Here is a 15,091-nt window from a genome sequence, read left to right as displayed (position 1 = left end):
ATCATGCTCCCGTGCACTCCTGGACGGACACTCTCCGCTTCGCCTTCCAGCCGGTGGTCAACCTGAGGACGGGCGCGGTCGCCGCTCTGGAGACGCTCGCCCGCCCGGAGACCGGTGACATCCTCGCCGAGGCCCGCCGGGACCCCGAACTCGACGCCAGACTCACGGTGTTGGCGCTGCGCGCGGCGACCCGCAAGGAGACGCTGCTGCCGCTGCACCTGAACGTGTTCGCGGCCACGCTCGCCGACCTCGGCGGTCTCACCCCGCTGCACGACGCCGTGCGCGCGGCGGGGCGCCTGCCGTGGGAGGTGACGCTCGATGTCGTACCGCCGTACACGCACGTGCCCCAGCGGGCGCTGCTGGAGGCGGTGGCCGCGCTGCGCGAGCAGGGGTTCCGGATCAGCGCGGACGGCATCGGGGACGGCGACGTACCGCTGCGGCTGCTCACCGACCTCTCCCCCGACCTGGTCAAGCTCGACGCCTCGCTGCTGGCGCGGCCCGCCGCGGTGCGGGCGATGCGGACGCTGTGCGAGGAGCTGGGGGCCCTGGTCGCGGTGGAGGGGGTCGAGACCGAGCTGCAGTGCGCGTCGGCGCGGTCGGCCGGTGCGCAGCTGGCCCAGGGCGAGCTGTTCGCTCCGCCGGCCCGGATCCCCGCCGCGGACGTGTACGTTCCGCCGCGCACGCCCGGTGGCGTGGGCGTGCCCCGGTCCGGGCCGTCGGTGCGGGAGTTCGTGCGCCCCGCCGCCGTCCTGCCGGTGACCGCTTCGGCGGGGCAGGTGCGGGCGCTGCTGACCGGGTCACCGGACGTCTCCGGTGTGCTGCTGGTGGACCAGGCAGGCCGGCCCGTGCGGTCGGTGCACCGCTCGCGCTTCCTGCTGTCGATGTCCGCCCGGTACGGGCACGCCCTGTACGCCGACCGGCCGGCCTTCAAGCTGGGCGACCCGCCCCGCACGGTCGGCGTCGACGCCACCGCCTGGGAGGTGCTGGACGTGGTCGCGGTCGGCGGCCGGGACCGGACCTCCGACGATGTGGCGGTGGTCGACGCACAGAGCCGGTGCGTGGGCGTCGTACGGCTCGCGGACCTGGTGCGGGCGCTGGCCGAGAGCCGGGTCGAGGAGGCGGCCGGGCTCAACCCGCTCACCCGGCTGCCCGGTTCGGACGCGATCACGAGCGAGGTGGACCAGTGGATCGCGGGCGGCCGGACGTTCGCGCTCAGCTGGCTGGACATCGATCACTTCAAACAGGTCAACGACGGTGCCGGGTTCGCGGCGGGCGACGAGCTGATCCGGTCGGTGGGCCGGGCGCTGCAGCAGGCGGTCGTGGGGCACGCGCGCGTGGGGCACATCGGTGGGGACGACTTCCTGGTGCTGGCCGACGAGGAGGCCCTCGGTCCGCTGGTCGCCACCGTGCTCGACGCCCCCTGGTCGGCCGGCGGCCGGCCGGTCACGCTGTCCCTCGCGACCGTGGTGTGCGCACCGGGGAGCGTGGGCGACCATCGCCAGGCCGCCGCTCAGCTCGCGCCGTTGAAGAAGGCCGCGAAGGCGCTGCACGGCGCGAGCTGGGTGCTCGGGCGCGCCGGGATCGCAGGTCACGAGGTCCGGCGCGGCGGCACGGCGGCACACGCGGCGCAGGCCGGTTACGCGGCCGTCGAGCCGGGGCGGTGAACGGGGCGTTCGTATACGGCCGTTGCGGCACCGGCTCGGTGAGTGCGCCGGTGTCACCGTCGCCGTCGGCAACCTTGACGCCCCCGGGGCGCCGGTGAACACTTCCCGGTGTCGGCCGACATCGCCGTACATTCTCGGCGTTATCAGGCACTGTGCCACGGGTCTGTCCTGCTCCACGGCCCGTCCCTGCCAGGCGATACGGCTGCCACGGCACGCTCGTCACGGACGCCGGGCGGGGCGCGGGGCCTCCCTGCCTTCGGCCGAAGTCGCCAAGGGAACCGTCCTGCATCCAGGGCCGGGGCTGACCGCCCGGGCCGGCGTCAAGGGAGCCGCCAATGAGCAACGGGCACATATTCGTCGGCGAGGTCATCGGCACCGCGATCCTGATCCTGTTCGGTGCCGGTGTCTGCGCCGCCGTCACCCTCAGGCATTCCAAGGCACGGGCCGCGGGCTGGGTCGTCATCGCGTTCGGCTGGGGCTTCGGTGTCCTCGCGGGCGCGTACACCGCCGCTCCCCTCTCCGGGGGCCAGCTCAATCCGGCGGTCACCCTCGGCATCGCCATCGACACCGGCAAGTGGGGCAAGGTCTGGGTGTATCTGCTCGGGCAGATCGTGGGCGCGATGCTCGGCGCCGTACTCGCCTATCTGGTGTACCTCGCCCAGTTCCAGGCCAACGTCCCTGCGGAGGACGGCACCGAGGCCGACGGGCCGGTGCCGACCCTCGGCATCTTCTCGACCATCCCCGAGATCCGGAACCCGGTCGCCAACCTGATCACCGAGATCATCGCCACCATGGCGCTGGTCCTGCCCGTCCTGGCCTTCGGGCTGACCAAGGGGCTCGGCGAGTCCGGCACGACCGCGCTGATCGTCTCCCTGCTCGTGGTCGGCATCGGGCTCTCCCTCGGCGGCCCCACCGGCTACGCCATCAACCCCGCCCGCGACCTCGGCCCGCGCATCGTGCACACCTTCCTGCCGATCCCCAACAAGGGCACGTCCGACTGGAGTTACGCCTGGATACCGGTCGTCGGGCCGCTGATCGGCGGAGCGCTCGCGGGCGCCCTCTACAACGCGGCCTTCTGAGCGCCCGTACGCCATCCAGCGGCCCCGTGCGCCGCGTTCCTCCCACCCCGCACGCGCCCTCTGCACAGCGACCCGACCCAGCGACCCAGGGGACTGCCATGACGGACACCGCCGACACCTACGTCGCCGCCATCGACCAGGGCACCACGTCCAGCCGCTGCATCGTCTTCGACCACAGCGGCGCGATCGTCGCCGTCGACCAGCGCGAGCACCGCCAGATCTTCCCCAAGCCGGGCTGGGTGGAGCACGACGCGACGGAGATCTGGGCCAAGGTGCAGGCCGTGGTGGCCGGAGCGCTCGCCAAGGCCGGGCTGCGCGCGGACCAGCTGAGCGCGCTCGGCATCACCAACCAGCGCGAGACGACGGTCCTTTGGGACCGCGCCACGGGCAAACCCGTACACAACGCCATCGTCTGGCAGGACACCCGCACCGCGGCCCTGTGCGGCGAGCTGGGCGGCGCGGACGGCCAGGACCGCTTCCGGGAGCAGACCGGGCTGCCGCTCGCCAGCTACTTCTCCGGGCCCAAGGCGGTCTGGCTGCTGGACCACGTGCCCGGTCTGCGGGAGCGGGCCGAGCGCGGCGAGATCGCCTTCGGGACCATCGACTCCTGGCTGATCTGGAACCTCACCGGCGGCACGGACGGCGGCCGGCACGTCACCGACGTGACGAACGCCGGCCGTACCCTGCTCATGAACCTCGAAACGCTCCAGTGGGATCCCTCCATCCTGTCCGCGATGAACCTCCCCGAGGCGATGCTGCCGGAGATCCGGTCCTCCGCCGAGGTCTACGGCACGGCGGTCGGTCAGCTCGCCGGAGTGCCCGTGGCCTCGGCGCTGGGCGACCAGCAGGCCGCCGTGTTCGGGCAGGCCTGCTACGACGTGGGCAGCGCCAAGAACACCTACGGCACGGGCAGTTTCCTGCTGCTGAACACCGGCAACCGGCCGGTGCCGTCCAAGAGCGGGCTGCTGACGACGATGGGCTACAAGATCGGCGGGGAGGCGCCGGTGTACTGCCTGGAGGGGTCCATAGCGATAACGGGCGCGCTGGTGCAGTGGTTCCGCGACCAGTTGGGGATCATCCGCAGCGCCGACGAGATCGAGACCCTGGCGGCGAGCGTCGAGGACAACGGCGGCGCCTACATCGTGCCCGCGTTCTCCGGTCTGTTCGCGCCGTACTGGCGCTCCGACGCGCGCGGGGTCGTCACCGGCCTCACCCGGTACGTCACGAAGGCGCATCTCGCGCGCGCGGTGCTGGAGGCGACAAGCTGGCAGACGCGGGAGGTCGTGGACGCCATGTACCAGGACTCCGGGGTGCGGATCAGCACCCTGAAGGTCGACGGCGGCATGACGGGGAACAACCTGCTCATGCAGCACCAGGCGGATGTCCTCGGCGTTGCGGTGATCCGTCCCCGGGTGTCGGAGACGACCTGCCTCGGGGCCGCCTACGCGGCCGGTCTGGCGACGGGCGTCTGGAACGACCTGGACGAGCTGAAGTCTCACTGGCAGGAGGACGCGCAGTGGACGCCCGCGATGGAGGCTCCGGTGCGCGAGCGCGAGTACCGCAACTGGCGCAGGGCCGTGGAGAAGAGCTTCGGCTGGCTGGAGGAGGACGGGGCGTAGATCTCACGGGGGACGGAAATCTCCGTACGCGCGTGTGCTCCTCACCGGACCACGGCCCGTACCCCGGTCGGCGGGGGTACGGGCCGTGTCGTTCCGGCCGGCTCACGGTGGCCTTGTGACCGTCGGCCTACGGCGGTCAGCCCAGGGCGAGCCCGCGCAGGTCAGCCGATGGCGGGCTGCTGTGATCAGCCGATGGCCGGCTGCGGTGATCAGCCGATGGCGGGCTGGCGGTGGTCGGCCGCGTACTCCATCGCGTGCCGGACGACTCCGATGAGTACGTCCTTGACCGATTCCCGGTCGCGCGCGTCACACAGGACGAGGGGGACGTCGTCGTCCAGGTCGAGGGCCTGCCGGACGGTCTCGGCCGGGTAACGGTCCGCCCCCTCGAAGCAGTTGACACCGACGAGGAAGGGGATGCGGCGCCGCTCGAAGTAGTCGACGCCTGCGAAGCAGTCCTCCAGGCGGCGGGTGTCGGCGAGCACGACGGCCCCGAGCGCGCCCTCGGACAGCTCGTCCCACATGAACCAGAACCGTTCCTGCCCGGGCGTGCCGAAGAGGTACAGCACGAGGTCCTCGCGCAGGGTGATGCGGCCGAAGTCCATGGCCACGGTGGTGGTGTGCTTGCTCTCCACACCGTTGGTGTCGTCGACCGGGCGCCCGGCCTCGGTGAGCACCTCCTCGGTGCGCAGCGGCCTGATCTCGCTGACCGCGCCGACGAGGGTCGTCTTGCCCACGCCGAAACCGCCGGCCACCAGGATCTTGAGCGTGACGGGCTCGACCGGGGGCTTGCCGCGCTCAGAACGCCCGAAGATCATCGGATTCTTCTCCTGCTTGATGGGGTCGGGGGACTGTCACAGCGCCCGGAGGCCGTTGATCACGTCACGCAGAATGCTCTCGTCGGGCAGCTCGGCCGGGGGCACCGGGCGGGTGACATGGACGAGTTCGGCGTGCACGAGATCGCCGATGAGAACCCGGACCACGCCGATCGGCAGATCGATCTCCGCGGCGAGTTCGGCGACCGACTGGGGGGCGTCCCGGCACAGTCCGACGATCGCCACGTGTTCGGGCGACAGCGTCGGATCCGCGTCCGGGTCGTCCGCGCCGGGCTCCGTGACGACCACCGCGATCAGGTCGAGCCGGTGCTGGGCCGGACTCGTGGTGCGGCCGCGTGTCATGGCGTACGGACGGACGACCGGCCCGGCCTCGTCGTCGAACCAGTGGCTTCTTCCCTGACCGTCTCCGCTCATGTCATCCCACTACCCGCCCGCGGGCAGATCGGTGCGCGGGGAGGTACCCAGATGCACGCCGACCCGCTTCACCAGAAGCGTCATCTCGTAGGCGACCTGCCCGACGTCGGAGTCGGCGTCCGAGAGGACGGCGAGACAGCTGCCGTCCCCGGCGGCGGTGACGAACAGGAAGGCGTCGTCCAGCTCGACGACCGTCTGACGGACGCTGCCCGCGTCGAAGTGGCGGCCGACACCCTTGGCGAGGCTGTGGAAGCCGGACGCCACGGCGGCCAGATGCTCGCCGTCCTCCCTGGTCAGGTCCTTGGACACGCCCATGGGCAGTCCGTCGCCGGACAGGATGACGGCCTTGCGGATGCTGGCGACCCGGTCGACCAGGTCGTCCAGGAGCCAGTTCAGCTCCCCCTTGTCGGTCGCCGTGTGGCCGGTGGCCTTCGGTGCGGTCATCGACCGTCCCCCTCTGTCGTTCCTGGTGCTGTGCCGTCCCGGGACCCGTCGCCCGCGGCGTTCTCCTCCCGGCCGCGCTGCCAGCCACGCTGGAGCGAGGCCATCCGGCTGCGGACCTCCTCGGCGTCGCGGTCGGCGGGCTGCCCCGCGCGTTCGGCGCGTCGTGCGGTGTCCTGCTTGAGCTGGGGAGCCAGGCTGGCCTGGCGCACCCGCCGGGGCAGCGGCCCGGTACCGCCCGGCGCCACGGCCGGCCGGGCGGCCGCGTCACCGGTGGTGAAGTCTGCGGTCCCGTCCGGCGCGGCCGCGCCGGCCCGGGAGGGATCCGTGGCGCCGCTCGCCGACGACGCCCGGGGGGCGGGCCGGAGTGGTGCGTCGCCGGAGCGTATCCCATCGCCGGCGGGCGGGATCGCGTCGCCGGAGCGGGCCACGTCGGCGGGCGGCCGGAAGGCGTCGCCAGAGCCGGCCACCGGTCGGGCGGCGTAACCGGAGCCGGCCGCGTCGGCCGCCGGTCCACCGCTGTCGCCCGGGCGGGAGACCCCACCGACGGACGGGAGGGCGCCGTCGGCGCGGGACCGGTCGGTGGTGGGCGAATCCGCGTGCCGGTCGGTGGTGGGCGAATCCGCGTGCCGGTCGGTGGTGGGCGAATCCGCGTACTCGCCCGGCCAAGCCGTGTTGCTGGTGGGCGACGCCGCATCCCCGGTCCGCCAAGCCGGGCCGCCGGTGGGTGCAGCCGCGTCCCCGGCCGGCCGGGGCGCATCGCTGGTGGACCGGTCCGCATCGCCCGGTGGCAGGGCCGCGCCGCTGCCCCGCCCGGCCGTGAGGCCGGAGCCGCCGGGGGCGTCGGGGCCGTCGGTCGTGGGCGCCGCACGCCGGGCGCGGCGGGGCAGTGGCGGGGCCTCGGCCGGGTCGGCGGCGCCGGTGGCGGGGGACGGAGCGCCTTCCTCGGCGCGGTCCGTGAGGTCGCCGGGGCGCGGGGCGGCCGCGCCGCGTCGGCGGGAGGGCAACGGGGCCAGTACGCCCGGCTCGGAGCGGCGGGGCTCGGCGGAGGACTGCTCGCCGGGTTCGTCACGGCGGGAGCGCTGGTCGGTGACGGGCTTGCCGTGCGAGCTGACCAGCTTGGGCGGCTGGCGCCGCGGCAGCGGTACGGGCCCGCGGTCGCCCGCCGTGTCCCGGGGCGGGCGGTCGCTGGACTGGGAGGCCGTCCGCTCGTCGTCGTGGGCGAGCGAGCGGCGGGGCCGGAACAGTCCGCCACGCTCGCTGTCCTCGTCCGCCAGGGCGCCGGGGAAGTCCTCGAGGGCGTCGAGATCGACGGGGGCCTCCAGCTCGACGGGACCGTCCAGCAGGGAGGTCGGCAGGCCGGGCAGCTGCACCGGCGCCGGGGAACGGCCCACGACCCGGCCCGCGGCCTGCCCGGTCTCCTTCGCCGGGCGGTCCCGGTCGAGGCGGAAACCGAGTCCGTTGGTGTCCGGTACGTCGTCGGTCAGCAGCGCGTCCGGGAGGAACACGACGGCGGTGGTGCCGCCGTAGGGCGAGGGCTGGAGGGAGACGCGGACGTTCTGCCGCTGGGCGAGGCGGCTGACCACGAAGAGCCCGAGCCGGTCGGTGTCGGACAGTTCGAACTCGGGCGTCTCGGCGAGGCGCAGGTTGGCGTCCAGGAGTGCCTCCGCCGTCATACCGAGACCCCGGTCGTGGATCTCCAGCGTGAATCCGTTGGCGACGCGTTCGCCGAGGACCTGGACGGCGGTGTGCGGGGGCGAGAAGACCGTGGCGTTCTCCAGGAGTTCGGCCACGAGGTGCGTGAGGTCGGCGACGGCCGGGCCGGTGACGGCGACACGCGGGAGGCGGCGGACCTCGATGCGCTCGTAGTCCTCGACCTCGGCGACGGCGGCCCGGACGACGTCCATCAGCTGGACCGGGCGGCGCCACTGCCGGGACGGTGCGGCGCCGGAGAGGATCACCAGGCCTTCGGCGTGCCGGCGCATACGGGTGGTGAGGTGGTCGAGGCGGAAGAGATCGGCGAGTTCGTCGGTGTCCTCGGTCCGGCGCTCCATCGTGTCGAGCAGCGTGAGCTGCTTGTGCAGCAGCACCTGGCTGCGGCGGGCCAGATTGACGAACACCTCCGAGACACCGGCGCGCAGTTCGGCCTGCTTGACGGCGGCCTCGACGGCGGCCCGCTGGAGGGTGTTGAGGGCCTGGCCGACCTCGCCGACCTCGTTCTTGTCGTACTCCAGGCGCGGTGCCTCCGTCTCGACGTCGACCTGTTCGCCGGCGGACAGGCGCCGCATCACGCTGGGCAGCCGGACGCCGGAGGCCTCGTGCGCCTCCAGGCGCAGCTGGCGCAGGTCGCGGATGAGGCTGCGGCCGACCCGGACGGAGAGGACGAGGGAGAGCAGGAGGGCGACCAGGCCGAGGAGGCCGGCGATGGCCGCTTGGAGGATGACGGTCATGGCCACGGGGCGGGTACGGTCCTGGAAGCGGTCGCCCGTCTGGTCGTCCAGGGTGCCCAGGTCGTCCAGGACGCCCGCCGCCGCGGTGTCCCAGCTCTTGGCGGTGACGTCACGGGGCGTACCGGACTCCGCGCCGATGACGGACTGTTCGGCCGTGCGCAGCGGGGCGGTGGAGGCATCCCGCCAGAAGCGTTCGTAGCGGTCCCGCTCGCCGGCAGGCAGCAGCGGCAGGCTGATGTCGTACAGGAGATTGCGCTGGGCGACGAGGTCGGAGATGTCCTGGGTCTCCTCGCGGGTGAGCCGGCCGACGACGAGGGAGGAGCCGAGCAGGGCGTCCTCGCGGGAGAGCAGCTCGCGCGCGCGGGTGACGTTGACCAGGGCGCGGGCCTGCTTGTCCAGCTCGACGTCGTCGACGCCGTCCAGGGCGTCGAGCAGCGTGTAGCAGGGGTCGACCAGATGGTTGTAGAGGTCCAGGGCCTGGGCGCGGTCGACCGTTCCCTGCTCGACGCTGCGGCGCAGGGAGTCGACGCCGTCGAGGGCGTCCAGGACCGAGGTGAGGCGTTCGCCGTCGGCCGCGTCCATGCCGTTGACGACGTCGTGGTCCTTGGCGTCCTTGCGGATCTTGGCGATCGCCCGGTCGGTGACGGTGCGGGTGTGCTCCAGCGCGGAGAGCGCGTCGGCGGCCCGTGGGTCGGCGAGGTAGACGAGGGTCTGGCGGCGCTCCTGCTGGATTGCGCGGACGGTGTCCTCAGTGGGGTAGCCGATGCCCTTCGTGATGTCGTTGGCGTGGAACAGCTGGGCGACTTCACGTCCTGTGAGTACCGTGGCGAAGCCCCAGATGGCGGTCAGGGACACCAGCGGCACGAGAAGCAGCGCCACGATCTTCCGGCGGATCGACTTCCCGCGAAAGCGCATGGCCTCCCCCAGCTCGACCCCCGCCGGCCGGGGGTGCACATGTGCGTCAACAAACGGCGCGAGCCTACTACCGCCTCACAGTTAACTCGAAGACATGTCCGGAGCGCGAACTTCCGCTCCGACGGCGAGACATGCCGAGTTGTCCGGGCATTGCGGGAGATTGCCCCCGCGATCGGATGGCCGCTCCCGGCCCGAACGCGACGACACGACCGGGTGGTTGGCTGGATTTTTTCGCCTGCGGGGAATCTTCAAGCGATCTCGTTCGTCTTTGTCTACGGGAAATGGGGGCGGAATGGGCCACAGGTGCCACATCCCGCACTCTGGCGGCGTAAAACTGCGCAAGCCGGGCAGCCACTGGGGAGTCGGAGTCTTCGGACACCGGGAGCGAGCGGTCTGCCGGCGGTGGGGAGGGACACGGTGATGGGGACGGCGGAGCGGCGCGAAGCGCCCGAGGAGCGCGGGACCGGGCGCGCGACGGCGCGGCGGGGACACGAGGAGCCGGATCGCGACATTCCGGCGCGTGTACGCGCCGGAGAGTTCGTCGCCGCTGAACGGCAGCCGGGGTACCGGCCGTTGTGGATCGAGGAGCCGGCCCGGCGGCACCCGATGCCCGATCCGGTGCGTACGGCGGCGGTGCGGGCGGTCCTGATCATCGCGGTGACGCTGATTCAGGCCATGGTGGCGTTCCTGTGCACGATGGCCGGCTCCTGGCCGGCCTTTCCCATGGTGATCAGCAGTGTGGTGAGCACGGTGGTGGCCACCTGGGCGGTGGTCGACGTATGGGTCACCCGCCAGGTGTGGAACCAGCGGCACGGCGTCGTCTCCGAGCCGAGCAGCACGGCCCGGGCCCTGCGCCGGGAACGGCGGGCCCGCCGGCGCCGGGAGCGGGCGGCCCTGCGTGAGCAGGAGCGGATACGCAGGCGGGGCGGTGCCGGCCGGCTGTCCCACCCCTGACCCGGGCCGACGCGGTCCGCCCCACCGTGCGACGGTTACGCCGGTTTCTTGAACATCCGGGTCGCCGTGATCTCGCTGTGCACCGCTTCTCCGGCCTGGGGCTGCTGGGGCAGCCCGGGGCGCAGGTGTTCCTCCACGCTGATGTACTTCAGGCCCGCCCTGAGGTCGGCGTCGTTGCGCAGGCGGATGACCAGCGGGAACTCGGCCAGGGCGGTGGTGTCGAACAGGCCGGTGGTGTAGAGCAGCTGCACGCCCAGCGCGTCCGACACGGCTCGCTGGAGTTCCAGCAGGTACGTCGCGTTGGCGCGGCCGATCGGGTTGTCCAGGAACAAGGTGCCGGCGTGCCGGTGCTTGTCGCGGCCCCGGTCGTTCGAGCGCAGGGCGGCCATCGTGCAGTACAGCGCGATGGCGGCGGTGAGCAGCTGGCCGCCGGAGAACACGTCGCCCATCTGCCCGACGGGGACGCGCTCGGCGCGCAGCACGGCGTCGGGCTTGAGGATCTCGACGGCCACGCCCTTGGGCTGGAGGGCTGCCGCGACGCCCCGCAGGAGCAGGGACATGCCGTCGCGGCGCAGGTCGGAGTTCTTCTTCACGGCCGCGCGGGTGGCCTCGTCGATGACCTCGCCGAGCCGTTCGGTGAGCGTGGCCTGGTCGGGCTCCTCGAAGCGGATGCGCAGGAACTCCTGGCCGGACCACTCGCCGAGCCCCTCGGGCAGCTGGGAGAGCCGCTGGGCGGAGCGCAGCGTGGCGAGCGCGGACTCGACCAGTCCGCGCAGCCGGTCCACGATCGAGTCGCGGTTGCGTTCCAGCTGTGCCAGCTCGTCCGTCAGGACGCGCAGTCGCGGTGCGAAGGCGTCGGCCCACTTCTGGGCGTGCTCGGGCAGCGCGGAGGCGGGCAGTTCGCGGATCTGCTGCCGGGCCGGGGTGCGGACCTGCTCGTAGCGCGTGGAGTTGGCATGCCGGACGAGGACGTCGCTCGCCTCGCGCACGGCCGTCTCGGCGGCGGACAGGTCGGCGGCGCAGCCGCGCAGCGAGCGGCGGGCCTCGGCGGCGGAGTGCCGGGCCTCCTCCAGGCTGCCGGGGTACGGCTCCGGCTCCTCCTGCTCCTCTTCCGGGGCGTGCTCGCGCAGCAGGTCGCGGAGCATCGCGGCGATCTCGTCGAAGCCGCCGGCGGCGTCCTCGGCGGCGCGGTGCGCGTCCAGCAGTTCCGCGTGCGCCTCGCGGGCCTCGGCCAGTGCCTCGGTGCGCGTGGCGAGTTCGGTCGTGGCGGTGCGCAGCAGGGCCTGGGCGTGCTCGGCGTCGCGCGGGGAGAGTTCCTCGGGCAGTTCGGTGTGCGCCTCGCCGTCCTCGGGGGCGTGCCGCTCGGCCTCGCCGCGCAGCCGGCCGAGCTGCTCGCTCGCGGTGGACATGCGGGTCTCCAGGAGCTGCACCAGCTCCTCCGCGCGCGCGGCGGCGGCCTGCCGGGAGGGGCCGTCGGAGCCGTCGGGCGACTGAAGCAGCTGCTCGGCGCGGGTGCGGACCTTGTTGCTGAGCCGGTCCAGTTCGGCGCGGGCGGCGCTCTCGTCGCTCTCCGCGCGGGCCTGCTCGGCGCGCAGGTCGGCGCCGACGCCGACCTTCTCGTACACCTGGGAGGCGGCCCGGTAGGCCTCGCGGAGGGCGGGCAGGGACGCCTTCGGGGCGTCCGCGTCCTCGACGGGTACGTCATCGGGAGCGCCGGCGATCTCGGAACGCTCGGCGCGCAGGGCGCGCGCGGTGCGGCGGGCGTCGTCGGCGGCGCGCTGGGCGGCGCGCCGGTCCTCGTCGGCGGCGCGGGCGCGCTCCAGGCAGGCCTGGGCGCGGGCCTCGGACTCGGCGGCCTCGTCGGCGAGTTCGCGCAGCTTCACCTGCCAGCCGGCACGCTCGCGGAGCCGGAAGGCGAGGCCGGCCAGGGCGTCGGCGGCGCGGCGGGCCTTCTGCGCGGCCTCCTGGCGCTCCTCGCGCACCTGTACGGCCTCGGCGGCCGTCTCGTCGGCCTCCGCGCGCGCGGCGCGTGTCTCGGCCAGCTCGGCCTCGGCCTCCTCGGCGAACGCGCGGGCCTCCCGGGCGGCCTGGGCGAGTTCGGTGAGGCGTCCGGCGGGGCAGCCGGTGCGCCATGAGGCGAGCCGGGCGGCCAGTTCGCGGTCCTTGCCGAGCCGGGCCGCCAGCGTGCGGATCTCGTCGTCGCGCTCGGTGGCCCGCGCGCGCAGCGCGTGCCGCTCCTCGTCGGCGGCGTGCTCGTCGTGCATGGCCGGGTTCGGCGGCACGAGGAAGACGTCGCCGGAGGCGGCGTCGGTGGCCGGGGGCGGGGCGAGCAGGGCGGCGGCCGTGCCGACGGCCACGGCGGAGCGGGGCAGCAGGGCGGCGTCGCCGAGGGCCTCGCGGGCACGCGCGTGGGTGTCCGGGTCGGTGATGATCACGCCGTCGACCAGTTCCGGCCGGGCGGCGAGCACGCGCGCGTGGTCGGCGGGGTCGACGGACTGAGCGAGATAGCGCCAGCCGGGCAGCGCGGGGATGCCGTGCTCGCCGAGGAACTCCACGGTGGCCAGCACGTCCGGGCCCGGCGGCAGCAGCCCGCCGTCGCCGAGCGCACCGAGGATGCGCGCGTCGTCGGCGGCGGCGGTGCGCAGCTCGAAGAGGTGCCGTTCGGCGGTTGTCACGGCGTCGTCGAGGAGTTGGGCCAACTCGTCGGCGAACCGGTCGAGTTCCTCGGGCAGGAGCGGGCCCTCGGCTCCGGTCTCCGGGGCGGGTGCCGCGCGCGTGTCGTCGTCCGTGTCCGTCCTCGGGCCCGGGACGCGCACCCGGCCCGGAGCACCGGGCAGGCTGAGCAGTTCCGCGAGCCGCTCCTCGGCGGCCAGGGACTCGGCGAGGCGCCGCTCGGCCTCGTGGGCGCGCTCGGCCGCGGTGGCGGCGTCCGCCGCGCGGGCCGCCGTCAGCTCCGCGCGGGACTCGGCGACGGCCGTCTCGCGCGCGTGCTCGGTGACCTTGCGGGCGGCCTCACGGGCCGCGTCCCAGGCGGCCACCGCGGTCTTCTCGGCGTCGCTGGCAGCGAGCGCGGCACGCGCGGGGTCGGCGTCCGGGGCGCTGTCGTCGAGCCAGCCCGCGCGGACCGCCTCGGCGGTCTCCTGCTCGACCTCGGTGAGGCGCTGGCGCAGGTGCCCGGCCTCGCTGCGGGCGCGCTGCGCCTCGGTCGCGGCGGTGGTGGAGTCGCGGTAGGCGCAGTCACCGGCCTCCTGCAGGGCGGCGGAGCGCTCCTCCCCCTCGTTGGCGAGGGCTTCGGCGCTCTCGGCGGCCGCGTGCAGGGCGCGTACGAGGTCCACGGCGGCCTTGGCGCGGGCCGCGAGCGCGGGCGCGGCATCCCGCTCGGCCTCCTGGATGGCGGCGGACACGCGCGCGACGCGGTCGGCGGCGGCGCGGTGCCGCAGCACGGCCTCGGCGGCCTGCCAGGCGGAGTGCAGGGTGCGGGCGTCGGCCAGCTCGCGCTTCTGCGCGGCGGCGGACTTCTCGGCGGCGGCGAGCGCCAGGGAGGCGTGCCGGTAGGCGAGTTCGGCGGCGACCAGGGCGCTGCGCTCGCGGGCGCCCTCGGAGTGCGTGACGGCGTACGCGGCGGCCGTGACCCGCTGGGCGAGGTCGGCGGCCCGCACCCGCTCCCGCGCGGCTCGCGCGGACAGCCGCCGGGCGAGGGTGCGGGTGCGGCGCTCGGCGCCGGCGTGCACGTCACGCGCGCGTGAGCGGGCTTCGGCGGCCTCGACGATCCGCCCGAGCAGGTCGACCGACCCTGCGGTGAAGTCGCGTTCGGCGATCAGCTCGGCGCGTCGGCCGAGCTTGTTGCCGAAGCCGCTGACGAGGTCGGCGAGGCCGTCGGTGTCGCGGGTGTCGGTGACCGCGCGCAGCAGCAGGTCGGTGAAGTCGGAGTCCTTCTTGACCGCGAAGAGGCCGGCCGCCTCACCCTCGTCGGCGTTCATCTCCCGCTGGTAGCGGAAGAGTTCGGGGTCGAGGCCGAGGTCGCCGAGGTGCTCGATCCAGCGGTCGTGGATCTCCTCCCAGTGCACCTCCAGGTACGGGTAGGCCTTGCCGGCCTCCATGAGGGCGTCGCGGAAGCCCTTCATGGTGCGGCGCCGGCCCTGCGCGCCCGAGCTGCCCTCGACGTGCGGCCGTACGGCGGTGGACTCGGCGACCGGCAGGTTGTCCAGGCTCAGGCCGGGACCGGGCCGGAAGGAGTACCAGGCCTCGGCGAACTTGCGCGGGTCGTTGGAGACCTGCCGCCCGCGCCACTCGCTCACCTTGCCGACGACGACGCACTCGCCGGTCTGCACGTGCTGCCACTCGAGGGCCACGTGTCCGCAGTCGTCGGCGAGCAGGAACTTGCGCAGCACGCCGGAGCTGGCGCCGCCGAGGGTGTTGCGGTGACCCGGCAGCATCACCGAGAAGATCAGCTTGAGCAGCACGGACTTGCCGCCGCCGTTCTCCAGGAACAGCACGCCCGCGGGCGCGGGCCGGCGCGGCGGGCCGGACGGCTCCTCCTCGAAGAACTCCGCCTGCGTGGGCGCCGGGTCGGGCACGGGCTCGCCCACGCCCCGCAGGTCAAGCACGGTGTCGGCATAGCGCGCACCGGCGGGCCCGATGGAGTAGAGGCGGACCCGGGACAGCTCGTACATGGCGGACTCTCGTCGTAAGTCTTCGTAGGTCTTCGGAAAAATGCGGTCG

At 73.9% G+C, this 15,091-nt stretch carries 9 protein-coding genes; 4 read left to right on the top strand and 5 right to left on the bottom strand.

What is annotated here, in order from left to right; translation table 11 throughout:
* The first annotated feature begins 11 nt into the window (after positions 1 to 11).
* From A6P39_RS34075 to glpK, 3 genes are all read left to right on the top strand, one after another.
* Complete coding sequence (locus A6P39_RS34075) at positions 12 to 1,664, top strand: GGDEF domain-containing protein (RefSeq protein WP_107304191.1); 1,653 nt, start codon at positions 12 to 14, stop codon at positions 1,662 to 1,664.
* A gap of 335 nt (positions 1,665 to 1,999) precedes the next feature.
* A complete protein-coding gene (locus A6P39_RS34070; RefSeq protein WP_067039002.1) occupies positions 2,000 to 2,743 on the top strand; it encodes an MIP/aquaporin family protein in 744 nt (247 codons plus the stop codon).
* 98 nt (positions 2,744 to 2,841) lie between these two features.
* Positions 2,842 to 4,362, top strand: a complete 1,521-nt coding sequence (gene glpK, locus A6P39_RS34065; RefSeq protein ID WP_067039003.1) for a glycerol kinase GlpK — start codon at positions 2,842 to 2,844, stop codon at positions 4,360 to 4,362.
* A 209-nt stretch (positions 4,363 to 4,571) separates the two neighbouring features.
* On the opposite strand, the gene A6P39_RS34060 is transcribed toward glpK, so the two are convergent.
* From A6P39_RS34060 to A6P39_RS34045, 4 genes are read right to left on the bottom strand one after another with little or no spacing between them, the layout of a single operon-like run.
* Positions 4,572 to 5,177: a GTP-binding protein gene (locus A6P39_RS34060; protein ID WP_067039004.1), complete on the bottom strand. Its 606-nt coding sequence runs from the start codon at positions 5,175 to 5,177 to the stop codon at positions 4,572 to 4,574.
* 36 nt (positions 5,178 to 5,213) lie between these two features.
* Entirely contained in the window at positions 5,214 to 5,609 is a 396-nt protein-coding gene (locus A6P39_RS34055; RefSeq protein ID WP_067039005.1) for a DUF742 domain-containing protein, read from the bottom strand.
* Between the two features lie 9 nt (positions 5,610 to 5,618).
* A complete protein-coding gene (locus A6P39_RS34050) occupies positions 5,619 to 6,053 on the bottom strand; it encodes a roadblock/LC7 domain-containing protein (protein ID WP_067039006.1) in 435 nt (144 codons plus the stop codon).
* Positions 6,050 to 9,415 carry a sensor histidine kinase gene (locus tag A6P39_RS34045; RefSeq protein WP_079133065.1) on the bottom strand — a complete coding sequence of 1,122 codons (3,366 nt, stop codon included), beginning with the start codon at positions 9,413 to 9,415 and terminating at the stop codon, positions 6,050 to 6,052. Before A6P39_RS34045 ends, A6P39_RS34050 begins: the two co-directional genes overlap by 4 nt.
* Positions 9,416 to 9,835: 420 nt before the next feature.
* On the opposite strand from A6P39_RS34045, the gene A6P39_RS34040 reads away from it, so the two are divergent.
* Entirely contained in the window at positions 9,836 to 10,369 is a 534-nt protein-coding gene (locus tag A6P39_RS34040; RefSeq protein ID WP_067039007.1) for a hypothetical protein, read from the top strand.
* Positions 10,370 to 10,404: 35 nt separating this feature from the next.
* Here the strand turns inward: A6P39_RS34040 and A6P39_RS34035 are convergent, their stop codons facing one another.
* Positions 10,405 to 15,042 (bottom strand): hypothetical protein, encoded by a 4,638-nt coding sequence (locus A6P39_RS34035; RefSeq protein ID WP_275883929.1) that lies wholly within the window; start codon positions 15,040 to 15,042, stop codon positions 10,405 to 10,407.
* Between the last annotated feature and the right edge of the window lie 49 nt (positions 15,043 to 15,091).

This window comes from Streptomyces sp. FXJ1.172, from assembly GCF_001636945.3.
GTDB lineage: Bacteria > Actinomycetota > Actinomycetes > Streptomycetales > Streptomycetaceae > Streptomyces.
This window is presented reverse-complemented; position numbering and strand designations above follow the sequence as displayed.